We start from the raw sequence: 21,996 nt of genomic DNA, 5'->3' as shown, positions 1-21,996 counted from the left end.
CACCGGCCGGGCTCGCCGACCCCATAGCCGAAGGACACCGACCATGCGCCGCGCCTTGATCGTCGTAGACGTGCAGAACGACTTCTGCGAGGGGGGCAGCCTCGCCGTGGCCGGCGGGGCCGACGTGGCCGCCGCCGTCACCGAGCTGATCGGGCAGGCGGCCGGCTCCGGCTACCAGCACGTGGTGGCCACCCGCGACCACCACATCGCGCCCGGCGGCCACTTCTCCACCAACCCCGACTACGTCCGCTCCTGGCCCGCGCACTGCGTCGCCGGCACCGAGGGCGTCGGCTTCCACCCGAACTTCGCGCCGGCCGTCGCCTCCGGGTCGATCGACGCGGTGTTCGACAAGGGGGCGTACGCGGCGGCGTACAGCGGCTTCGAGGGGACCGACGAGAACGGCACCACGCTCGCCGAGTGGCTGCGCTCCCGCGACGTCACCGAGGTGGACGTGGTCGGCATCGCCACGGACCACTGCGTCCGGGCCACGGCCCTGGACGCCGCGAAGGAGGGCTTCCGCACCCACGTCCTGCTCGACCTCACCGCCGGGGTGGCCGCCGAGACCACCGAGCGGGCCCTGGAGGAGCTGCGGGAAGCGGGCGTGGAGCTCACCGGCAAGCCCGTCGTCCAGTAGCCCCGAGGGCCTGCCCGGGCCCGCGGGTCAGGTCTGGGCCGTGGGGCGCCGCAGCAGGGACCTGATCGGCCGCCACAGCTCCTGGACCAGGTCCGGGCTGCCCGCGACACCGTTGTCGGGGGCCGTGCGCCATATCAGGCCGTCGGGGTGGTGCAGGACCGCCGTGATCTCGTCGGGGGTCGGCGGGGCGGCGTTGCCGCGCAGGTACACCGCCCGCAGACCGAGGTTGCGGAGCCTGGTCAGGGCCCGCGCCCGGTTGGCGGAGTGGACGAGCACGCGGACGGCGCCGGGGCCGTCGGCGGCGGGGCTGGGCAGGTTCAGTGCCACCACCACCGTGCCGTTCGGCAGCTTGCAGAAGCCTCCTGCGGCCATGCGGTCATCCCCCCGTGTCGGTCGGTGTCAATAAGAGAGCCACAGGACGCACCTAAACACGGATCGGCGGTGACCCGCCAGTGGGTCACCGCCGATCATGTTCTGACCTGCAAGGATGCGGATTACCTACCCGCGGGGCCGACCTCCAGCTCGATCGTCGAGCCGTCCTTGGCCTCCTTGAGGATCTTGATCTTCGTGTTGGTGTCAGTGATCTTGACACCCGCCGTCGGGTTCGACTCGTCGTAGTAGTCGTTCGTCCGGTCGTTGAAGACCGAGACGCCCTTCGAGCCCGGGATGTACTTCGCCACGTCCGCCTTGTGCAGCGTCATGCCGTCGGTGCGGTAGAGGCTGAACGGCGAGTCGTAGGCCTGGATGCGGTTGCGCATCAGCGTGCCGTCGGCCCACTTCAGCGCGGTCGGGTGCGAGTCGATCGGGAGGACCAGACCGGTGCCCTTGTGCTGGCTGGTGTTGTTGTCCGCCTGGGAGGTGTCCCACTTCCAGATCAGCAGACCGTTCTGGTACGCGTAGTGCTCGACCCAGTCCGGGCGCTCGGTGAAGCCGAAGTTGTACGGGCCGACCTTCAGGGTCTTGTCGTACGACACGTACTGCCGGTTCTCGGCGATGTAGTACTGCGCGTAGTCCTTGGTGAAGGACGCACCGATGCGGGAGAAGCCGGTGGCCTTCCACGCCTCGTCCGCGGTCTCGGCGTTGTCCGTGAAGACGGGCGCGCCGTCGGCGGTCACCGTGATCGCGTCGGCCGCGAAGCCCTTCTGGGCCACGCCGCCGTCGGTCTGGTAGCGGAAGCGCAGGTCGATCTTCTTGCCGGCGTAGGCGTCCAGCGAGAAGGCGAGCTTCTTGTAGCCGTCGACCGTGCCGGTGAGGGCCGGCTTGTCGCTGCCGTCGCGCGGGATCGGCTGGCCGTCCACCGTGCCGTCGAGGGCGGTCCAGTTGGCGCCGCCGTCGGTCGAGACCTCGGTGTAGAGGTAGTCGTACTCGGCCTCGATGTCGTACCAGCCGTCGAGGGTCAGCTGGGCCTTCGCCTTGCCGGTGAGGTCGACCGAACGCGTCAGCGTGTTCTTGAGGTTGTCACCGCTGCCGCTCCACCACTGGGTCTTGCCCTCGGCGGGGGTGACGATCTCGGTGGTGACCGCCTTCTTGGGCAGGTCGACGACCAGCGCCTGCTTGTGCTTGGTGTTGTACTCCGCCACACCCAGCTTGTGCCACGAGTCGACGCCGGCCTTGGCCTTGTCGAAGTTCAGCCAGCCCAGCTGCAGCTTGTCCCAGGCGGTCATGTCGCCGGGCAGGTCACCGATCTCGTTCTTGCCGGTGCCCAGCCAGGAGCCGGACGACATCAGCGTCCAGAAACCGGTGGAGTTCTCGCCGCCCGCGGTGTCGTAGTGGTCGGGCAGACCGAGGTCATGGCCGTACTCGTGGGCGTAGACGCCCAGTCCGCCGTTCTCCGGCTGGACGGTGTAGTCGCCGACCCAGATGCCGGTGTCGCCGATCTTCGCACCGCCGAGCTTGTTGTTCTCGGGGCCGGTGGCGCCGGCGTCGGTGCCGAAGGCGTACCAGCGGTGCGCCCAGATCGCGTCGGTGCCCTGGGCGCCGCCGCCCGCGGACTCGTCCTCGCCCGCGTGCACGATCTGGAAGTGGTCGATGTAGCCGTCGGGCTCGTTGAAGTCGCCGTCGCCGTCGAAGTCGTAGCGGTCCCACTCGTCGAAGCGCGCGACGTCCGCCTTGATCTGGGCGTCGGTCCTCCCCGCTGCCTTCTGCTGGGAGACCCAGGCGTCCAGGCCGTCGCTGACGACGTTCCACACGCTGGAGCAGTTGGTCTGGCCGCAGGCGTTGTTGCCGTAACGGGCCTCGTTGTAGGGGACCTTGACCCAGTCGGAGACCTCGCCCTCGACCGAGTAGCGGCCCGAGGACTGCTTCTCGTAGTAGGTCTTGACCGAGTCGACGCCCTTGCCGGAACCGAAGTACAGGTCCTGGAAGTAGTCCCGGTCGTAGTCGGCCCGCCAGGCGGTGGAGTTGTCCTTCTTGCGGTCCGGCTTGGGTATCTGGTTGTGCAGCGGGCCCGCCGTGCCGCCGTAGCGCGGGTCGGTCTTGTCGCCGAACTCGACCAGGATCGTGAAGATCTTGTCGGTCTTCTCGCGGCCGAGCTCGACGTACTTGCTGTCGCCCTTCTTGCTCTTGAGCTGGACGACCTTCGAGCCCTCGCGGTTCTTGACCTTGGTCTCGCCGGATATGACCTGCTCCAGGGCCTCCTGGCGCTGGGCCTCCTGGGTCTTGCTCAGGGGGCCTTCGAGGTCGTGCTCGTCGTGGTGACGGTCCGCCGGGTCGTGCCGGTCCACGGTGGTGGACCGGGGGGCGGAGGTGTCGTCGGCCACCGCGTAGGTAGAGGCGGTGGCTGTGGCCGCCGCGAGCGCCACACCGATGGCGGCCGCTCTGAACGTCCAGGGTCTACTGGTCACTTGAGTTCCTCCCCAGCGTCCGTGCGCGCGGAAGGAAGGGGTCCCTGGTCAGGTGCGGTCCGCGCGCGCGTGATCAACGCGTGTAGTCAAGTGACGACATTTGACTAGAGGTTTAGAAGAAAAGACAGACCTTGACTTGGACAAGTCAAGTGCACTATGCGGAGTCGCGGTTCGTTTTACGGACAACCAAACGGTTGTCCCATCGGTGGGCGGGCGCGTGCATATGTCCACTCCGTGGACGCCATGAATCCGTGCGCCCCCTGTGCACCGCCCTTGTTGATTAGGTCACGCTTACCGCTCGTTCCGGTCGGGCAGCCTGCCGGTTAGAGTCGCTTGGCGGAACGCCCGGAAGCCGGCGGAATGCCAGGCCGACGCCCCCGTGGACCCCCACTTTCGAGGACATGATGGCCATGCCCCGTCCGACTGCCGCACAGCTCGCCTACGGTTCGTGCACCGTGATCCTCTCGACCCTCGCCATGCTGCTGCTGTCGCAGACGAGTTCGGGCCCGGGGATCGCGCTCATCGCCGTCGCGGCGCTCGCCCTCGGGCTCCTGGTCGCCATGACGGTGCCGCTGCCCGGCAGGCGTCCCGCCGCGGTGGAGCAGCCCGCGCCCCCGGAGCCGGTACGGACCCCGGTCGCCGCGTCGGCCCCGGAGCCGGTGCGGGAGCGGGCGGCTTCCTGACCGCCGCCCGGTCGCTTCCTTTGCGGCGGTCGGCCCCGCCCTGCCTCAATCGGTGCTGACCACGACCGTTTTGGCCGCCTTGTCGTGCAGGCCCTGCTTGTAGGGGCGGTCGAAGAAGCTCCAGCCGCCGGAGATCGCCGTCCAGACGCAGGCGCAGCAGAAGGCGAACGGGATCCACAGCACGGCCGCGCGCGCCAGCGCCGTCTGCACGGAGGGCGTCGCGCCGTTGTCCAGGTTGGCCACGCGCAGGTGCAGCAGCCGCTTGCCGAGGGTCTGGCCGGTCCGGGCCGTGAGGACGGTGTCGTAGGCGATGTAGAGGACGGCGGCGACCGCCGACTGCCAGAAGGACTTGCCGACTTCGATGCGGTCGCTGTCGACGTCGTACTCGTTGACGCCGAAGCCCCACGTGAGCAGCCAGACGACGACACCCACCAGGATCATGTCGATGATGCGGGCGAGCGTGCGCTTGCCGCTGTCGGCGAGCGGGGGCATGCCGGCGAGCGGGTCGGAGGGGGCCGATCCTCCGCCGTAGGGGTCACCGCCGTAGGGACCACCACCGGGTGGGCCGCCGTACGGGCCTCCACCGTAGGGGCCGCCACCGGGTGGGCCGCCGAAGCCGCCCGGGCCGCCCGGGCCTGCGGGGCCGCCCGCACCGCCCGGGCCGCTCCCCGGGTACGGCGGGGGGTCGTTGCCGTACGGGGAGCCCGCGCCCTCGCCGGGCTGCTCGCCCGGGGGCCGCTTCCGGAACGGGTCGTCTTCCGGGGGCTGCTGACCGGAGCCGGGGGGCGGTTCACTGCTCATGGCCCGAGTCGACCGCGAACCCCCCGGCTCCGCATCCGGCAGGCGTCCGTCCGGGGGAGCTCAGCCCGCGACGAACGTGTGCGCGGCCTTGTCGTGCCAGCACTGGCGCCACGGCTTGTCGAAGAGGCACCAGGCGACACCGACGACCCCGACGACGAGGAGGCCGGGCACGCTGTAGACCAGCCAGCGGCGCAGCGCCGCACCGAGCTCCGGGGTGTCGTGGCCCTCGATGTCCCGCACGTCCAGGCCCATCAGCCGCTTGCCCAGGGTGCGACCCCACTTGGCGGTGGGGAGCACCTCGCTCAGGAACCCGGCGAGCAGCAGCACGGCCACGATGATGCCGAGGTAGACCGAGGTGGTGCCGTCGAGCAGCCACACCGTGACGGTCTCTCCGGAGAGCCTGGCCGCGTCGATCTTCTCGTTGACGTGGTCGACGGCCTTGATGCCGAGCGGGACGGCGGCAGCGGCGGTCAGGCCCAGGAGGACGACGCTGTCCACGAGCCGGGCGACCAGCCGCTTGCCGAGCCCGGCGGGGCGGGCCGAGGCCTGACGCCGGGCGGCCGCCTGGAACACGTCCTCGACCGGCGGCTTCCAGGGCGCCACCGGGTGCTCCTCGCCCCCGCCGGCTCCGGCGAGCCGGTGCACCTGCTGCGCCCAGGAGGACTGGCCGCCGCCGGGTCCGGGGCTGAGGGGGGTGGCCGCGGAGGCGGCGGGGCCGGACTGCGGGCCGCCGGGCTGCGGGGGAACGGTGGGCGCCGCCTGGGGTCCGGACAGCGCCGACGAACCGGCCGCGGAGGCCTGGGCGCCGACCGGCCCGGCGGACGCCTGCGCGGCGGCGGCCCGGGCGGCGGCGGCCTTGCCGGCCGCGAAGCCGGGCCGGTTCCCGCCGTCGGCGGAACCGGCCGAAGCGCCCTGTGCGCTGAAGGCGGGCCCGGCCGGAGCCTGCGCCACACCGGCGGGCGCCCCGAAGCCGGAGCCGCCGCCCGATGCGGCGGGAGCCGTCTGACCGCCGAAGCCGGACCCCGCGGAAGCGCTGCCCGACGCGGCCGGGCCGCCGAAGGCCGCCTGGGCCGGGCCGCCGTCGGCGGAACCGGCCGGACCGAAGCCTGGCCCGGCCGTGCCCCCGCCCGGTCCCGAGCCCGGGGAACCGGCCGGGCCGGAAGCACCGGCGGGGCCCCGGGCCGTCGAAGAACCCTGAGAACCGGCGGTGCCCGGCGCACCCGCGGCACCCGCCGCACCGGGGCCCTGTGCCCCGGCGCTGCCGCCCGTGCCCGGCGCGCCGCCCTGCGCGCCCGGACCGGTTCCGCCCGGCTTCGCACCGCCCTGCGGGCCGCTCCGGGGGCCGCCCTGAGGGACGCTCTGGAGCCCGCTTTCGGGCCCGCCCGGGCGCGGCGGCACCGAGGAGTGGCCGCTCCGGGGGCCGCCTCCTTGGTGGCCACCCTGGGGCCCGCTCTGGGGTCCGCCCGTGCGCGGCGGTACCGCGCGGAACGTCATCGTGCCCTCGTCCGGGGTCTCGGCGGCGGCCCCTCCCCCGGACGTGCCGGACGGGCGGCGGAAGACGAACGTGCTGCCGGAAGCCGCCGCGTTCGCCTCCCGGTCCGCCGGCGCGATCGACGCCGTGCCGTCGGTGCGCGGGGAGTCGCCGGCCGGCCCGCGGTCGGCGGGCGCCACCCTGGGGTCGGCACCCTGCCGGTCCCCGGCCCGGGCGGCACCCGTCTGCTGAGCCGCCGCGGCCTGCGCCCCCTGCGGCGCGCCCCACGACACGCGGCGGTCCTGGTCGCCGCCGAAACCGGACTGGCGCGAGCGGTCCGCGCCCCAGGCGGAGGCCGGTTCGGGGCGGCTGCCGTGCTGGGCGTCGGCGGGAGCGGGCTCGTCGACCGGGTCCTCGTCGAAGAAGTGCGGGCCGGTCTCCTCGACCGAGGCGGCGGGCGCCGCTCCCGCACCGGGCGGCGGCGCGAGCGACTCGCCGTCCCCGGGCGCCGGACGGCTGGTGCCCGGCACCCAGGAGACACCGTTCCAGTACCGGACATATCCAGGAATGGACGGGTCCGGGTAATACCCTTCGCGGGGCCTGTCGTCACCGGGGGCCGGGGTTGGGGCGCTCATGTCCGTCGTCCCGTATCTGCTCGGGGGCCAAATGGGGGCCTCCACATCTATCAGACGAGGGCAAGCCCCACCGCCGCTCCCACCGGACCCGCCCCTTTCGAGCACCGATGTGCTACGCACGGCCGCCGCTCCGCGGCGTCCCCCTGCGAAAAAACTTCCGGCAAGGCGCGTAATGCCGCCGTCCCCGCCCGTTCTCTTCCCCTGACCGGCCCTCACGGGCAGCCGTCAGAAGAAGGGAAGACCGTCATGCGGACCGTGGTGGAGCGGGACCTGGAGCTGAAACTCGTCCTGTCGCCGGAGCGCAGGATCCCGGTGCCGGCCCGGCTCGGGTACGTCACCGACGACCCGTACGCCGTCCACGTCACCTTTCATGTCGACTGCGCGCACCCGGTGTACTGGACGTTCGCGCGGGACCTGCTCGTGGAGGGCGTGTTCCGGCCGTGCGGGCAGGGCGACGTGCGGGTGTGGCCGACGAAGACGGAGGGGCGCAGCGTGGTGCTGATGGCGCTGAGTTCGCCCGACGGGGACGCCCTGCTGGAGGCCCCGGCGGCGCTGGTGTCGGCCTGGCTGGAACGCACCCTGCGGGTGGTGCCGCCGGGGACGGAGGGCGAACAGCTGGGGCTCGACGACGAGCTGGACCAGTTGCTCGCCCAGTGACGGCGGTGTCAGAACAGTTTGCCCGGGTTGAGGATGCCCAGCGGGTCGAAGGCCTGCTTCACGGCCCGCTGCATCTCCATCCCGACGGGGCCGATCTCGCGTGCCAGCCACTCCTTCTTGAGGACGCCGACGCCGTGTTCGCCGGTGATGGTGCCGCCGAGTTCCAGGCCGAGAGCCATGATCTCGTCGAAGGACTCGCGGGCGCGGCGGGACTCGTCCGGGTCGGCCGGGTCGAAGCAGACCGTCGGATGGGTGTTGCCGTCGCCCGCGTGGGCGACGACGCCGATGGTGAGCCGGTACTTCTCGGCGATCCGGTCGACGCCGTCGAGCATCTCGGCGAGCCGGGACCGCGGCACGCACACGTCGTCGATCATCGTGACGCCCTTGACCGCCTCCAGCGCGGTGAGGGACAGCCGGCGTGCCTGGAGGAGCAGTTCGGACTCGGCGGCGTCGTCGGCGGGGACGACCTGGGTGGCGCCGGCGGCCTCGCACAGCGCGCCGACGGCGGCGAGGTCGGCGGCCGGGGCGGTGGTGTCGAAGGCGGCCAGGAGCAGGGCCTCGGTGGTCTCGGGCAGGCCCATCTGTGCCAGGTCGTTGACGGCCTTGACCGTGGTCCGGTCCATGAGTTCGAGGAGTGACGGCACGTGGCCGCCCTCCATGACGCGGCACACGGCGTCGCAGGCGGCGGCCGCGGAGGCGAACTCGGCGGCCAGGACGAGCTGCTGGGGCGGCTTGGGCCGCAGCCCGAGCACGGCCCGGACGACGATGCCGAGCGAGCCCTCGGAGCCGACGAACAGCCGGGTCAGGTCGTAGCCGGCGACGCCCTTGGCGGTGCGGCGGCCGGTGGACATGAGCCGTCCGTCGGCGAGCACCACGTCCAGGCCGAGGACGTACTCGGCGGTGACGCCGTACTTCACGCAGCACAGGCCGCCGGAGGCCGTGCCGATGTTGCCGCCGATGGTGCACATCTCCCAGCTGGAGGGGTCCGGCGGGTAGTACAGGCCGTGTTCGCCGACGGCCCGGGACAGGGCGGCGTTGACCACGCCGGGCTCGACGACGGCGATGCGGTCGACCGGGTTGATCTCCAGGATCCGGTCCATCTTCGTCAGGGAGAGCACGATGCAGCCGTCGGAGGCGTTGGCGGCGCCGGACAGGCCGGTGCGGGCGCCCTGCGGGACGACCGGGACGCGCAGGGCGGTGGCCGTGCGCATCACGTGCTGGACCTGTTCGGTCGTCCGGGGCAGCACGACGACGGCGGGGGTGCCGGCCGGGCAGAAGCTGGCCATGTCGTGGGCGTAGGAGGCCGTGATGTCGGGGTCGGTGAGCACCGCGTCGGCGGGCAGGCCGCCGAGCAGCAGGTCGACGAGGTTGCCGGTCCGGTCGTCGCGAGGCGCTTCGATACGGCTCATGATCACAGGTTCGCACCCGGGGCCATCGGTGTGAACCCCGTCGGCGGCCGCCTTCGCCTGTCCGGGGCGCGCGGGTGCTCCGTGGCACCCGCACGCCCGGAACGCGCGGTCGGGCTACAGGTTGCCGCGGCGGGCCTGCTCGCGCTCGATCGCCTCGAACAGGGCCTTGAAGTTGCCCTTGCCGAAGCCCATGGAGCCGTGGCGCTCGATGATCTCGAAGAAGACCGTCGGGCGGTCCTGGACCGGCTTGGTGAAGATCTGCAGCAGGTAGCCGTCCTCGTCGCGGTCGGCGAGGATCTTCAGCTCGCGCAGGGTGTCGATCGGCACGCGCGTCTCGCCGACCCACTCGCCGAGCGTGTCGTAGTAGGAGTCGGGCGTGTTGAGGAACTCCACGCCGGCCGCGCGCATCGTGCGGACCGTCTGCACGATGTCGTTGGTGTTGAGCGCGATGTGCTGCACGCCCGCGCCGCCGTAGAACTCCAGGTACTCGTCGATCTGGGACTTCTTCTTGGCGACGGCCGGCTCGTTGATCGGGAACTTGACCTTGAGCGTGCCGTCGGCGACGACCTTGGACATCAGGGCGCTGTACTCGGTGGCGATGTCGTCGCCCACGAACTCCTTCATGTTCGTGAAGCCCATGACCTTGTTGTAGAAGCCGACCCACTCGTTCATGCGGCCGAGCTCGACGTTGCCGACGCAGTGGTCGATCGCCTGGAAGGTGCGCTGGGCGGGCGGCTCGACGATCGGCTTGGCCGCGATGTAGCCCGGCAGGTACGGGCCGTCGTAGCCGGAGCGCTCGACGAGGGTGTGGCGGGTCTCGCCGTAGGTGGCGATCGCGGCCAGCACGACCGTGCCGTGCTCGTCCTTCGTCTCGTACGGCTCGGCGACCGAGCGGGCGCCGTGCTCCAGGGCGTAGGCGTACGCGGCGCGCGCGTCCGGCACCTCGATGGCGAGGTCGACGACGCCGTCGCCGTGCTCGGCCACGTGCCGGGCGAGGAAGTGGCCCCAGTCGGTGGTGGGCTTGACGACCGAGGTGAGGACGAACCGGGCGGAGCCGTTCTCCAGCACGTAGCTCGCGGTCTCGCGGCTGCCGTTCTCCGGTCCGGAGTAGGCGACCAGCTTCATGCCGAAGGCGGTGGAGTAGTAGTGCGCCGCCTGCTTGGCGTTGCCCACGGCGAAGACGACCGCGTCCATTCCCTTGACCGGGAAGGGGTCGGCCTGCCGGGCGGTGTCGGGAGTGTGGTGTGTGGTCTGCGTCATAGCCGCAGGGTCTCCCTGCCCGGCAAGGTGCGCAATAGTTTGCGTTTCTGCTGGGCAATCTGTTCAGCAATACGGCCGATCAACCGGCCTTTCTGTACAGGATGACCACCTCGGGAGGCTGCTGTGGCGATCGATCAGCTGGACGGCCGGATCATCCTGCTGCTCGCGCGGGAGCCGCGGATCGGGGTGCTGGAGATGTCCCGTCGGCTGGGCGTGGCCCGGGGCACCGTGCAGGCCCGGCTGGACCGGCTTCAGTCGAACGGAGTCATCCGCGGATTCGGCCCCGAGGTGGATCCGGCGGCGCTCGGCTACCCGGTCACGGCGTTCGCCACGCTGCAGATCCGGCAGGGGCAAGGCGCCGACGTGCGCGCCCACTTGGCCGGTGTGCCGGAGGTGCTGGAGCTGCACACCACGACCGGCACGGGGGACATGCTGTGCCGGCTGGTGGCGCGGTCCAACGCCGATCTCCAACGTGTGATCGACCGGGTCGTCGGTTTTGATGGCATCGTCCGGGCCTCCACGGCGATCGTCATGGAGAACCCCGTTCCGCTGCGGATCATCCCGCTCGTGGAGCAGGCCGCGGAGGAGACCTGACGTACAGGGGTGAGCGCGTGTGAACTTCTGGGAGTACCTGGTCAACCGGCACCAGCAGCTGCTCACGGACGCCTACCAGCACGCCAGCGCCGTCTTCCAGTGCATGGTCGTCGCGACGCTGCTCGGGGTGCTGATCGGCGTCGCCACCTACCGCAGCGAGTGGGCCGGGAACCTCGCGACCACGACCACCGCCACCGTCCTGACCGTGCCCGCGCTCGCCCTGATCGGTCTGCTGATCCCGGTCGTGGGCCTGGGCGTGGCGCCCACGGTGATCGCGCTGACGCTGTACGGGCTGCTGCCGGTGGTCCGCAACGCGATCGTGGGGCTGCGCCAGGTCGACCCGTCCCTGGTGGACGCGGCCACCGGCATCGGCATGTCCCGTCCGGCCCGGCTGCTGCGGATCGAGCTGCCGCTGGCCTGGCCGCCGATCCTGACCGGCATCCGGGTCGCCACGCAGATGCTGATGGGCATCGCCGCCATCGCCGCGTACGCCTCGGGACCGGGCCTGGGCAACGTCATCTTCCGCGGGCTCGCCTCGCTGGGCAGCGCCAACGCGCTCAACCAGGTCCTCGCCGGCACGCTCGGCATCATCGTCCTCGCGCTCCTCTTCGACGCCGCGTACGTCCTGATCGGGCGGCTGACCATTCCCAGGGGGATCCGTGCCTGAGACCGGTGACCACGGTGCCTCCATCGAGCTGGAGAACCTGACCAAGCGGTTCCCCGGCAGCGCGCAGCCGGCCGTGGACAACGTGAGCATGGAGATCAAGGCGGGCGAGGTCGTCATCCTCGTCGGCCCCTCGGGCTGCGGGAAGTCGACCACGCTGCGGATGATCAACCGGCTGATCGAGCCGTCCGGCGGCCGGATCCGCATGGGCGGCGAGGACGTCACCGACATCGACCCGGTCGGGCTGCGGCGCAAGGTCGGCTACGCGATCCAGTCCGCCGGGCTGTTCCCGCACATGACGGTCGCCCAGAACATCGGTCTGGTCCCGAAGATGATCGGCTGGCCCAAGGCCCGGATCAGGGAGCGGACCGAGGAGCTGCTCGACTTGGTCGGCCTGGATCCCGGCGAGTTCCACGGCCGTTATCCGCGCCAGCTCTCCGGTGGTCAGCAGCAGCGCGTGGGCGTGGCCCGGGCGCTGGCGGCCGATCCCCCGGTGCTGCTGATGGACGAGCCGTTCGGGGCGGTGGACCCGATCACCCGGGACCATCTCCAGGACGAGCTGATCCGGCTGCAGCACGAGCTGCGCAAGACGATCGTCTTCGTCACCCACGACTTCGACGAGGCGATCAAGCTCGGCGACCGCATCGCCGTGCTGCGCGAGCGCTCGCACATCGCCCAGTTCGACACGCCCGAGGCGATCCTGACCAACCCGGCGGACGACTTCGTCTCCGGCTTCGTGGGCGCCGGGGCGGCGCTGAAGCGGCTGAACCTGACCCGCGTACGGGACGTGGAGATCACCGACTATCCGACCGTGACGGTCGACGACCCGCTGCAGCAGATCTTCAACCGGCTGCGGGCCGGCGGCACCAACGAGGTCCTGCTGCTCGACCGGCGGGGCCGCCCCTACAAGTGGCTGCGGCGCGGCGACCTGATGCGGGCCAGGGGTTCCCTGGCCCGCGCCGGGACGCTGGTGCACGACACGGTCACCCGGGACGCGACCCTGCGCGACGCGCTGGAGGCGGTGCTCACCGACAACGCGGGGCGGGTGGCGGTGACCGGGCGGCGCGGTGAGTACACGGGCGTCGTCGACATGGAGACGCTCATGAACTCCGTGCACGAGATGCTGGAGGCCGACCGGCTCGACGCGATGGAGCACCAGCACGAGCTGGAGTCGCTGCGGGCCGCGCAGACCCAGGCGGAGCAGGAGGGGGCCGGAGGCGTGACCGGCGTGGGCCGCGGAGGAGAGCGGTGAGGGCCACGGCGGCCGAGGAGACCTCGGGGGCTCCCGGTGCGGGCTCCGGGCCCGCCGCCGAGTCCTCCGCGTCCGGTGCGGGACCGCCCCGGCCGGAGCGCCGGCCCGCCCGGGTCGGCTGGCGGAAGCTGACCTTCCTGCCCGTCGGCCTGATCGCCGTGTGCCTCGCCACCTGGCTCTGGTTCGAGCAGGCCGACCTGGACGCGCTCTCCCGCAACGCCCTGTCGGGCGGCCAGGTGTCCAAGGCGCTGTGGCAGCACATCCAGCTGACCGCGATCTCCACGTTCTTCGTGCTGATCATCGCGATCCCGCTGGGCATCCTGCTGACCCGCGGGGCGTTCCGCCGGGCCACGCCGGTGGCGATGGCCTTCGCCAACACGGGCCAGGCGACCCCGGCGATCGGCCTGCTCGCCCTGCTGGTGATCTGGCTGGGCATCGGCCGCAGGGCCGCCCTGATCGGGATGGTCCTGTACGCCGTCCTGCCGGTGCTGTCCAACACGATCGCGGGCCTGAAGGCGAACGACCCGACCCTGCTGGAGGCGGGCCGCGGCATCGGCATGTCCCCGATGGGCGTGCTGACCCGGGTCGAACTCCCCCTGGCCGTCCCGCTGATCCTGGCGGGCGTGCGCACGGCCCTCGTGCTCAACGTGGGGACGGCGACCCTGGCGGTCTTCGGCGGGGGCGGCGGCCTCGGCGTGCTGATCACGACCGGGATCACCAACCAGCGGATGCCGGTGCTGGTGCTGGGGTCGGTCCTCACGGTCGTCCTGGCGCTGCTGGTGGACTGGCTGGCCTCGCTCGCCGAACTGCTGCTGCGGCCGCGGGGGTTGCGGGCATGAGGAGCCGGCTGGGGTCGGTCCTGCTGCTGGTGGCGGCCTCCGGCTGCGGTCTGACCAGCGGCTCCCCCATGGCCGACGACGTCCGGCCCGGGTCGATCGGGCGGGGCGAGCCGCTGCGGGGCGCGAGCCTGACGGTGACGTCGAAGTCGTTCACCGAGGGCCTGATCCTGGGCGCGATCATGGGGATCTCGCTGGAGGCGGCCGGGGCGGAGGTGCTCGACCGGACGGGCATCCAGGGTTCCATCGGCAGTCGCGAGGCGGTGCGCAAGGGCGACGCGGACGCCGGGTACGAGTACACGGGCACGGCCTGGATCACCTACCTCGGGCACAGCCGGCCGATCACGGACCCGCGGCGGCAGTGGGAGGCGGTGAAGAAGGAGGACGCGGCGAACGGGCTGGCCTGGCTGCGGCCGTCGTCCCTCGACAACACCTACGCGCTGGCGATGAACCAGGAGAACGCGAAGAAGTACGGCACGAAGACCATGTCGGACGTGGCGAAGCTGGCGAAGTCCGACCCCGATGCCGTGCGGCTGTGCGTGGAGGTCGAGTTCGCCAACCGGGCGGACGGGCTGCCGGGCATGCAGAAGCGGTACGGGATGGACCTGCCCGCGCGGAACGTCACGCAGATGGACACGGGGATCATCTACACGCAGACGGAGAAGGGGAGTTGCCCGTACGGCGAGGTGTTCACGACGGACGGGCGGATCAAGTCGATGAACCTGGTCGTGATGGAGGACGACCGGAAGTTCTTCCCCAACTACAACGCCGCGCCGATGATCAACGCGAAGACGCTGAAGGAGTGGCCGGCGATCGCGGACGTGCTGGATCCGGTGACGGCGCGGCTGAACAACACCGTGGCGCGGGACCTGAACGCGAAGGTGGACGTGGACGGGGAGGACCCGCACGAGGTGGCACTGGACTGGCTGGTGGCGGAGGGGTTCGTCAGGGAGGGCTAGGGAGAGTTGCAAAGAAACCCTTGCAAGGGTTCCTTTGCAAGGATATCTTTGCATCGTGACGGAACCAGAGAAACCAGAAGTAAGGCAGCTCGACGCCCGTTCCCTGCGCGGGCTCGCACACCCCTTGCGGATCCAGTTGCTGGACGCGCTGCGCTTCGGCGGCCCGGCCACGGCCTCCCAACTGGCGGCGAGGCTCGGCGAGTCCAGCGGCGCCACCAGCTACCACCTGCGCCAACTCGCGGAGTACGGCTTCGTCGAGGACGCCCCCGAGCGGGGCAAGGGACGCGAGCGGTGGTGGAAGGCGGCCCAGCTGGGCCTCCGCTTCGACGACGCGCTGCTCACCGACGCGGACCCGGCCGTACGCGGCGCGGCGGACCTGTACGTGCACGAGGTCGCCACCGCGCAGACCCGGGCCGTGTCGACCTGGCTGGGCAACCGCGACTCATGGCCCGAGGAGTGGACCCGCGTCTGGGACCTGAGCAGCTGGACGCTGCGCCTGACACCCGAGACGACCCAGGAACTCGTCGAGAAGATGCACGCGCTGCTCGACAGCTACCGCGACCGCGTGTCCGACGAGGACACCCCCGGATCCGAGCAGGTCCGCTTCCACACCCACGCCTTCCCGATCAGGACGGACTGAGATGCACCCCGACATCCACCTCGCCCTGCACCACGCCCGTGCCGCCGATCTCCGTGCCGAGGCCGGTCTCCGGCCGGCGCGCCGCAGCGACCTGCGGACGCGTCTGGGCTGGACCCTCGTCGAGGTCGGGCTGAAGCTCGCCACCCGGCCCCGGCAGGCCGCCGCCGCCGTCTAGCAGCTCGGCACGGACCCCTTGCCCGTCTGCAGGGCCAGCAGGGAACTCACCGTGCCCTTGAGCGTCGTGACCGGGATCAGCCGCAGGCCCTTCGGCAGCTCGGCGCGCGCGTCCGCGCACTCCGCCTTCGGCACCAGGAACACGGTCGCGCCGTCCCGCTTCGCGGCCTGCGTCTTCAGGGCGACGCCCCCGACCGCGCCGACCGTGCCGTCCGCCTCGATCGTGCCCGTACCCGCGATGACACGGCCGCCCGTGAGGTCACCGCCCGTGCCGTCGCCGTCGAGCTTGTCGACGATCCCGAGGGAGAAGAGCAGCCCCGCACTGGGTCCGCCCACGTCGGCGAGCCTCAGGCTGACCTTGACGTCGCCGGCGTCGAGTCCGAGGTAGTCGAGCGCGGCCTCGGTCGCCGCGTCCTGGGACTCCTTCATCTGCTTCTCGTTGTGCCGCTCGATCTCCTTGACCGTGTCCCCGCGCGGGTACAGCGCGTCGCGCGGCATCACGGCCTCGTCGGTGCGGAACCAGCTGTCCACGACGTCGGGCAGGGTGACGCGGGTGTCCGGCGAGGTCGCGACGATGGTCGTCATCCGCAGCTGCCCACGGGTGTCCCGGGTCGGCGCGCCCGAGATGGTGATCACCGGCTCGCCCTTGTGCTCGCCGAGCACGTTCGCCGTCTCGCCCGGCTGCGCCACCGAGAACGGCAGCGGCGCGAACACGGCCGTGGCGAGCAGGGCCACGACGGGCAGGGCGCAGACGGCGAGGGCCTGGGGGCGCGTGAGGCGAGAGAACACGGGATCAATCTAACGCGGGGCGGGGAAACCTCCCGAGGGCAGGTCGTCACGCTCGCGCGCGCACCCGGCCCGAGCCGTCGGCCCAGGAGCGAGCTGTCGGGCCCGGGCCGCCGGTTCGGTTCAGCGCAGTGCTTCCGCGACCTCGCGGGCCGCGTCGACCACGCGCTCTCCGACCCGTTCCGGTACGACGTCGGCCAGCATCACCACGCCCACGCTGCCCTCGACGCCCGTCACGCCCAGCAGCGGGGCCGCCGCCCCGCACGCGCCCGCTTCCAGTTCGCCGTGGGTGAGCGTGTAGCCCGGGTCCGACCGAGGGTGCTGCCGGGCGGCGAGGATGGCCTTGCCGGCGGCGCCCCGGTCCAGCGGGTGCCGGAACCCGGCCCGGTAGGCGACGTGGTAGTCCGTCCAGGTCGGCTCCACCACTGCCACGGCGAGCGCGTCCGCCCCGTCGACCAGGGTCAGGTGCGCGGTGGCGCCGATGTCCTCGGCCAGCGACCGCAGCGCCGGCATCGCGGCCTCCCGGACCAGCGGGTGGACCTGCCGCCCCAGACGCAGCACACCGAGCCCGACCCGGGCACGTCCGCCCAGGTCACGGCGTATGAGTGCGTGCTGCTCCAGCGTGGCGAGCAACCGGTACACCACGGTCCGGTTCACCCCCAGGCGGAGCGAGAGCTCGGTCACGGTCAGTCCGTGGTCGGTGTCGGCGAGCAGCTTGAGGACCCGCAGTCCCCGGTCGAGCGTCTGGGAGGTCTCCGCGGTCACGACGCCCACTCCTTAGTGGTGAGGTCGGCGGCCCCCTGGTCGGCGGATGCGTCACCGAGTCCCGTCGGCAACGCGCTTCAGAGGCCGCCGATCGGCCGGCGGCCCGGCCTGTCCGGGCCGCGTCGCTTCACGGCTGCGCTCCGCGGCGGCGCTGCCACGGGGCGTGTGCGTAGCGGGACAGTAGCGAAGGGGGTTCGCTGAGCGGAAGGCTCCGTCCAGAATCCGGGCACGGCCCCGGGCGTAGTGCTTCTGTTTGGGGCGGTATGCACGCCCCCCAGGTTGTGAGGGCCTCCGGGCACGTCACTTCATGCGGGTGGCCCACTCCTGCACCTTGGCGATGCGCTGGCGCAGCTGCCCGGCCGTCGCCTCGGCCGCGGGCGGTCCCCCGCACACGCGCCGCAGCTCGGTGTGGATCACGCCGTGCGGCTTGCCGCTCTGGTGGACGTACGCACCGACCATGGTGTTGAGCTGGCGGCGCAGTTCCATCATCTCCTTGTGGGAGACGACCGGCCGCCGCTCGGCGGGCAGTTCGAGCAGGTCGGCCTCCTCGTCCGGCTTCTTGCGGCTGTGCGCGATCTGCCGGGCCTGCCGCTTCTGCAGCAGCAGCTGGACCTGGTCGGGCTCCAGCAGTCCCGGGATGCCGAGGTAGTCCTGCTCCTCCTCGCTGCCGGGGTGGGCCTGCATGCCGAACTCGGCGCCGTTGTACATGACCCGGTCGAAGACGGCGTCGGACTCCAGCGCCTCGAAGGGCAGCATGTCCTGCTCGCCGGTGTCCTCGTCCTGCTCCTTGTTCGCCTCGTCCATCTCCTTCTCGGACTCGGCGTAGGGGTCCTCCTCGCCCTCCTTCTTGGGCTTGTCGAGGACGTGGTCGCGCTCGCGCTCCATCTCGTTGGCGAAGGAGAGCAGGTCGGGCACGGTCGGCAGGAACACGGAGGCGGTCTCGCCGCGCCGCCGGGACCGCACGAAACGGCCGACGGCCTGGGCGAAGAACAAGGGTGTGGAGATGGTGGTGGCGTACACGCCGACCGCCAGGCGCGGCACGTCGACGCCCTCGGACACCATCCGCACCGCGACCATCCACCGGTCGGTGTTGTTGCTGAACTCGTCGATCCGCTCGGAGGCGCCGGAGTCGTCGGACAGCACGAGGGTCGCCTTGCTGCCGGTGATCTCCCGGATCAGCTTGGCGTAGGCGCGGGCCGAGTCCTGGTCCGAGGCGATGACGAGCGCGCCGGCGTCCGGGATGGCCTTCCTGACCTCGGTCAGCCGCTGGTCGGCCGCGCGCAGCACGGACGGCATCCACTCCCCGCGCGGATCGAGCGCCGTCCGCCAGGCCTGGCTGATGGCGTCCTTGGTCATGGGCTCGCCCAGCCGGGCGGCGACCTCGTCACCGGCCTTGGTGCGCCAGCGCATGTTGCCGCTGTAGGAGAGGAAGATGACCGGCCGGACGACGTTGTCGGCGAGGGCGTTGCCGTAGCCATAGGTGTAGTCGGCGGCGGAGCGCCGGATGCCGTCGTTGCCCTCCTCGTACGTGACGAAGGGGATGGGGTTGGTGTCGGACCGGAAGGGCGTACCGGTCAGCGCCAGCCGCCGGGTCGCCGGCTCGAACGCCTCCAGGCAGGCCTCGCCCCAGGACTTGCTGTCACCGGCGTGGTGGATCTCGTCGAGGATGACGAGGGTCTTGCGCTGCTCGACGCGGTTGCGGTGCAGCATGGGCCGGACGCCGACGCCGGCGTACGTCACGGCGACCCCGTGGTACTCCCGGCCGAGCGGCCCCGCGCTGTACTCCGGGTCGAGCTTGATCCCTATCCGCGCGGCGGCCTCGGCCCACTGCTTCTTCAGGTGCTCGGTCGGGGCCACCACGGTCACCTGCTGCACGACGTGGTGGTGCAGCAGCCAGGAGGCCAGCGTCAGGGCGAAGGTCGTCTTGCCGGCGCCGGGGGTGGCGACCGCCAGGAAGTCCCGCGGCTGCTCCTGGATGTACTTCTCCATCGCGCCCTGCTGCCAGGCGCGGAGCTTGCTGGCGGTGCCCCAGGGGGCGCGCCCGGGGAACGCCGGGGAGAGGTGGTGCGAGGCAGTGCTGGTGCCGGCGGTGGTAGTCACGGTCTCCGTTGGGGGTCGGGCGGCTCGTTCGAGGGAGCCTGACGGCTCGGCTACGTATGACAACCGGGCCACCCTACCGGCGCGTCCCACCCGTCACGGCGCGGACCGGGCCGCGTCACCGGCGGGTGGGACCGACGTCACAGCTCCCTCAAACGCCCCGCGATCCTCCCGACCTCCGTCTCCGCCCCGGACGCCACGTCGACGACCAGCGTGTACGCCACGTCCCGGTCCACCCCGGCCAGGTCGACGCCGTTGAGGGCGAGGAAGGTGGCGGTGGCCAGCCAGGCGGTGCGCTTGTTGCCGTCCACCAGGGGGTGGTTGGCGGCGACGGCGTGCAGCAGGGCGGCCGCCTGCTCGTACAGGTCCTCGTAGGCGGCCGTGCCGAACATCCGGGCCCGCGGGCGGTGCACGGCGGAGGCGAGCAGCCCCGGGGCGCGCGCCTCGGGGGGCCGCCCGCCGAAAGCGACCTCGGCGACGGCGGTGACCTCGTCGACGGTCAGGTACCGGGTCCGCCGGGTCATTCGCCGAGTCATTCGCCGAGCCTCCTCAACAGGTCGGCGTGGTCCCGCGCGAGCCCCTCCGCGACGGCACGCACCCGCCCGCCCTCCTCGCGCAGGTGGCCGCGCAGGGCCTCCAGCACCACCTCTTCCGGCGTGCGGCCGCGCGCGTCCGCGAGGTCGTCGAGGGACTGCCGCAGGGATGGGCCGAGGGACAGGAGGATGTCGGACATGGGGCCGAGGCTACGGCCGGGGCCCGCACCCCGACGACCGATTTCCGGCCCGTGGCCCCGCGACCGTCCACCGGCCGACCCGACTCCACGGCCGGCGTCCCCGCGCCGGCTCGGCTACGGCGGCGTCCCCGCACCGGTCGGGCTACGGCCGGTGTTTGCGCAGTCGGCACGGCTGCGCTGGTGTCCCGCAGTCGGGTCGGCTACCGCCCACGTTCCCGCACCGGTCCGGCTACCGCCCGCGTTCCCGTACCGGTCCGGTTACGGCCGGAGTCCCGCACCGGCCCGGCTACGGCCGGTGTTCTCGGAGTCGGGTCGACACCCAGGCTCCCGCCAGGGCCACCGCCGCCATCGGCAGGAAGACCGCGGCGAAGGCGGCCGGGTGGGAGCCGGAGGCGTGGGAGGTGGAGTGGGAGACCGTGCCGCCGCCCAGGGCCGCGAAGGCGGCGCCGCCGGCGGACAGCAGGACGACGTTGGAGAGGCCGTCGGAGATCTGCAGGGCGGCGGAGTTGCTGCCCGCCTCCTCCGGGGCGGAGAGCTTCAGCAGGAGCACGCTCGTGGAGGAGATGACGAGCCCCATGCCGAAGCAGCCCACGCCCCAGGCGGCGGCCACGGTCCAGACGGGCACGGAGTCGACGAGCACGCTCGGCGCCGTGGCGATGGCCGCGGCGACCAGGAGCATGCCGACGGTCGTCAGCCGCTCCCGGTGCGGTTCGAGCCGCGACCGCGACTGCACCCAGGATCCCAGCGCCCACGTCCCCCCGCCCGCGGCGAGCGAGAACCCGGCCAGGGTCGGGCTGAGCCCCCGCTGGGTGACCAGCATCAGCGGCACGAACGACTCCGCGGCGATGAACGACCCCGCCGCGACGCCGCGCAGCAGCACGACGGACGGCAGCCCGCGGGCGGCCCGGTACGTGCCGCGCGGCAGCAGCCCGAGCACGGCGGGCACGAGCAGGGCCGCGCCGAGCGCCGCCGGCAGGAGTGACAGGGGGCGCAGGTCCTGCGCGGCGTACTGGAGGAGACCGGCGCCGAGGGAAATGGCGAGGGCGAGCCGGATCCGGCGGCGGTCGGCGGAGGCCCCGGGGCGGCGGGCCTCGGCCGCGCTCTCCGATGCCCCGGGCGCGTCCGGACCACCCGCCGGTCCGGACGCGCGTCGGCGGATCTGCGGCAGGGCGAAGGCGAGCGGGAGCAGGACGAGGACGGGGATCCCCACGAACACCCAGCGCCACCCGAGCTGCTCGGTGACCGTGCCGGCGGCGAGGGGGCCCACGATCGACGGCACGATCCAGGCCGCCGCGAAGGCCGCCATGATCGCCGGCCGCAGCCGCTCCGGATAGGCCCGCCCGACGACCACGTACAGCGCGACGATCACCATCCCGCCGCCGAGCCCCTGCACGGCCCGCCCCAGGATGAACACCCACATCGCACCGGCGGTCCCGGACAGCAGCAGCCCGGCGCCGAAGGAGGCGATGCCCCAGGTCAACGGTGCGAGGGGCCCGTGCCGGTCCGACCACTGCCCGGCGAGCACCATCCCGAACAGGCTCGTCGTGAAGTACCCGGAGAACGCGAACGCGTACAGCGAGATGCCGTCCAGCTCCCGTGCGGCGACGGGCATCGCCGTACCGACGGCCGTCGCCTCGAAGGCGATGAGCAGCACGACGGAGACGATCCCGATGCTCAGCGCCCGGTGCCCCGGCCCCAGGACACCCTCGTGCTCTTCTCCGGGCACGGACGGAACGGCGGCACCCACGACATCGGCGTCACGCGGCTTGTGGTCAGGCATGCCCGCCAGCGTAAGGTCCACACGGCGGTTTGACCCCTGTCGCAAGACGCTCCCGACCCGAGACCTTGGTCGTACGCCCTCCCCCGCCACCGCCTTTCGTGAACGCCGTATGGCAGTCGCATTGCACGCCCCGGGCCACCCTTGAGCCCGACTTCCCGAGCACCGTACGGTCGGTGCACCGAGAGTTCGAGTCCGACCGCGGAACAAGGCCGTGTGCCGCAGACGCCGTCGCCTCAATCCCGGCCGTGTGCCCGAGTGGTTCAGGGGCTCGCCTGCAAAGCGAGTTACGTGGGTTCGAATCCCGCCACGGCCTCTCCATGCCC

General features: G+C 72.1%; 22 protein-coding genes and 1 tRNA gene. 11 read left to right on the top strand and 12 right to left on the bottom strand.

The annotated features are described in order from the left end of the window. Nucleotides 1-43: 43 nt before the first annotated feature. On the top strand, nucleotides 44-634 hold the full coding sequence (locus ACIGAQ_RS09760) for an isochorismatase family protein (protein ID WP_094052240.1): 591 nt from the start codon (nucleotides 44-46) through the stop codon (nucleotides 632-634). A 27-nt stretch (nucleotides 635-661) separates the two neighbouring features. Here ACIGAQ_RS09760 and ACIGAQ_RS09755 read toward each other — a convergent pair whose 3' ends face one another. Together ACIGAQ_RS09755 and ACIGAQ_RS09750 are read right to left on the bottom strand one after the other, a co-directional pair. Continuing rightward, on the bottom strand, nucleotides 662-1,006 hold the full coding sequence (locus ACIGAQ_RS09755; RefSeq protein ID WP_311688242.1) for a hypothetical protein: 345 nt from the start codon (nucleotides 1,004-1,006) through the stop codon (nucleotides 662-664). A gap of 122 nt (nucleotides 1,007-1,128) precedes the next feature. Next, complete coding sequence (locus ACIGAQ_RS09750) at nucleotides 1,129-3,477, bottom strand: immune inhibitor A domain-containing protein (RefSeq protein WP_362275294.1); 2,349 nt, start codon at nucleotides 3,475-3,477, stop codon at nucleotides 1,129-1,131. 404 nt (nucleotides 3,478-3,881) lie between these two features. Here ACIGAQ_RS09750 and ACIGAQ_RS09745 point away from each other — a divergent pair, with 404 nt between their 5' ends. Beyond that, complete coding sequence (locus ACIGAQ_RS09745) at nucleotides 3,882-4,160, top strand: hypothetical protein (protein WP_311688274.1); 279 nt, start codon at nucleotides 3,882-3,884, stop codon at nucleotides 4,158-4,160. A 45-nt stretch (nucleotides 4,161-4,205) separates the two neighbouring features. On the opposite strand, the gene ACIGAQ_RS09740 is transcribed toward ACIGAQ_RS09745, so the two are convergent. Beyond that, nucleotides 4,206-4,961, bottom strand: a complete 756-nt coding sequence (locus tag ACIGAQ_RS09740) for an RDD family protein (protein WP_399780918.1) — start codon at nucleotides 4,959-4,961, stop codon at nucleotides 4,206-4,208. Nucleotides 4,962-5,021: 60 nt separating this feature from the next. Then, complete coding sequence (locus tag ACIGAQ_RS09735) at nucleotides 5,022-7,067, bottom strand: RDD family protein (RefSeq protein ID WP_399780915.1); 2,046 nt, start codon at nucleotides 7,065-7,067, stop codon at nucleotides 5,022-5,024. A gap of 246 nt (nucleotides 7,068-7,313) precedes the next feature. Between ACIGAQ_RS09735 and ACIGAQ_RS09730 the strand changes: the two genes are divergently transcribed. Continuing rightward, nucleotides 7,314-7,724, top strand: a complete 411-nt coding sequence (locus ACIGAQ_RS09730; RefSeq protein WP_311688238.1) for an SsgA family sporulation/cell division regulator — start codon at nucleotides 7,314-7,316, stop codon at nucleotides 7,722-7,724. 8 nt (nucleotides 7,725-7,732) lie between these two features. Here the strand turns inward: ACIGAQ_RS09730 and ACIGAQ_RS09725 are convergent, their stop codons facing one another. Both ACIGAQ_RS09725 and hppD read right to left on the bottom strand, forming a co-directional pair. Beyond that, the gene (locus ACIGAQ_RS09725; protein WP_399780911.1) at nucleotides 7,733-9,139 is read right to left on the bottom strand and encodes an FAD-binding oxidoreductase; all 1,407 of its coding nucleotides are present in this window, start codon (nucleotides 9,137-9,139) and stop codon (nucleotides 7,733-7,735) included. Nucleotides 9,140-9,247: 108 nt separating this feature from the next. Further along, the gene (gene hppD, locus ACIGAQ_RS09720) at nucleotides 9,248-10,393 is read right to left on the bottom strand and encodes a 4-hydroxyphenylpyruvate dioxygenase (RefSeq protein ID WP_399780908.1); all 1,146 of its coding nucleotides are present in this window, start codon (nucleotides 10,391-10,393) and stop codon (nucleotides 9,248-9,250) included. A gap of 123 nt (nucleotides 10,394-10,516) precedes the next feature. On the opposite strand from hppD, the gene ACIGAQ_RS09715 reads away from it, so the two are divergent. From ACIGAQ_RS09715 to ACIGAQ_RS09685, 7 genes are read left to right on the top strand one after another with little or no spacing between them, the layout of a single operon-like run. Further along, entirely contained in the window at nucleotides 10,517-10,987 is a 471-nt protein-coding gene (locus tag ACIGAQ_RS09715) for an Lrp/AsnC family transcriptional regulator (protein WP_311688235.1), read from the top strand. 19 nt (nucleotides 10,988-11,006) lie between these two features. Beyond that, nucleotides 11,007-11,654 (top strand): ABC transporter permease, encoded by a 648-nt coding sequence (locus tag ACIGAQ_RS09710; protein WP_311688234.1) that lies wholly within the window; start codon nucleotides 11,007-11,009, stop codon nucleotides 11,652-11,654. Beyond that, nucleotides 11,647-12,903: a betaine/proline/choline family ABC transporter ATP-binding protein gene (locus ACIGAQ_RS09705; protein WP_311688233.1), complete on the top strand. Its 1,257-nt coding sequence runs from the start codon at nucleotides 11,647-11,649 to the stop codon at nucleotides 12,901-12,903. The genes ACIGAQ_RS09710 and ACIGAQ_RS09705 overlap by 8 nt, the downstream gene beginning before the upstream one ends. After that, nucleotides 12,900-13,742, top strand: a complete 843-nt coding sequence (locus ACIGAQ_RS09700; protein WP_362275308.1) for an ABC transporter permease — start codon at nucleotides 12,900-12,902, stop codon at nucleotides 13,740-13,742. Before ACIGAQ_RS09705 ends, ACIGAQ_RS09700 begins: the two co-directional genes overlap by 4 nt. After that, entirely contained in the window at nucleotides 13,739-14,698 is a 960-nt protein-coding gene (locus ACIGAQ_RS09695) for a glycine betaine ABC transporter substrate-binding protein (RefSeq protein ID WP_399780903.1), read from the top strand. Before ACIGAQ_RS09700 ends, ACIGAQ_RS09695 begins: the two co-directional genes overlap by 4 nt. A gap of 52 nt (nucleotides 14,699-14,750) precedes the next feature. Further along, a complete protein-coding gene (locus ACIGAQ_RS09690) occupies nucleotides 14,751-15,338 on the top strand; it encodes an ArsR/SmtB family transcription factor (RefSeq protein WP_399783097.1) in 588 nt (195 codons plus the stop codon). Nucleotide 15,339: 1 nt separating this feature from the next. Then, nucleotides 15,340-15,513, top strand: a complete 174-nt coding sequence (locus tag ACIGAQ_RS09685) for a hypothetical protein (RefSeq protein WP_362275313.1) — start codon at nucleotides 15,340-15,342, stop codon at nucleotides 15,511-15,513. Here the strand turns inward: ACIGAQ_RS09685 and ACIGAQ_RS09680 are convergent. The 6 genes from ACIGAQ_RS09680 to ACIGAQ_RS09655 form a co-directional block, all read right to left on the bottom strand. Next, entirely contained in the window at nucleotides 15,510-16,301 is a 792-nt protein-coding gene (locus ACIGAQ_RS09680) for a S16 family serine protease (RefSeq protein WP_362275316.1), read from the bottom strand. The two genes, ACIGAQ_RS09685 and ACIGAQ_RS09680, sit on opposite strands and share 4 nt — an antisense overlap. Before the next feature lie 120 nt (nucleotides 16,302-16,421). Further along, nucleotides 16,422-17,063: a helix-turn-helix domain-containing protein gene (locus ACIGAQ_RS09675; protein WP_311688227.1), complete on the bottom strand. Its 642-nt coding sequence runs from the start codon at nucleotides 17,061-17,063 to the stop codon at nucleotides 16,422-16,424. Between the two features lie 300 nt (nucleotides 17,064-17,363). Beyond that, the gene (locus ACIGAQ_RS09670; protein WP_311688226.1) at nucleotides 17,364-19,163 is read right to left on the bottom strand and encodes a DEAD/DEAH box helicase; all 1,800 of its coding nucleotides are present in this window, start codon (nucleotides 19,161-19,163) and stop codon (nucleotides 17,364-17,366) included. A 137-nt stretch (nucleotides 19,164-19,300) separates the two neighbouring features. Next, complete coding sequence (locus ACIGAQ_RS09665) at nucleotides 19,301-19,696, bottom strand: type II toxin-antitoxin system death-on-curing family toxin (RefSeq protein ID WP_399780897.1); 396 nt, start codon at nucleotides 19,694-19,696, stop codon at nucleotides 19,301-19,303. Continuing rightward, nucleotides 19,693-19,893, bottom strand: a complete 201-nt coding sequence (locus ACIGAQ_RS09660; RefSeq protein WP_311688224.1) for a hypothetical protein — start codon at nucleotides 19,891-19,893, stop codon at nucleotides 19,693-19,695. Before ACIGAQ_RS09660 ends, ACIGAQ_RS09665 begins: the two co-directional genes overlap by 4 nt. Before the next feature lie 286 nt (nucleotides 19,894-20,179). Further along, nucleotides 20,180-21,673, bottom strand: a complete 1,494-nt coding sequence (locus ACIGAQ_RS09655; RefSeq protein ID WP_399780893.1) for an MFS transporter — start codon at nucleotides 21,671-21,673, stop codon at nucleotides 20,180-20,182. 241 nt (nucleotides 21,674-21,914) lie between these two features. Between ACIGAQ_RS09655 and ACIGAQ_RS09650 the strand changes: the two genes are divergently transcribed. Then, nucleotides 21,915-21,986: transfer RNA gene (locus tag ACIGAQ_RS09650), tRNA-Cys, on the top strand. Nucleotides 21,987-21,996: the final 10 nt, after the last annotated feature.

It is taken from the genome of Streptomyces sp. NPDC085932 (assembly GCF_044540525.1).
Classification (GTDB): Bacteria; Actinomycetota; Actinomycetes; order Streptomycetales; family Streptomycetaceae; genus Streptomyces; species Streptomyces levis.
Note: the sequence above shows the minus strand (reverse complement) of the source record. Positions and strands in the feature narration are given on the sequence as shown.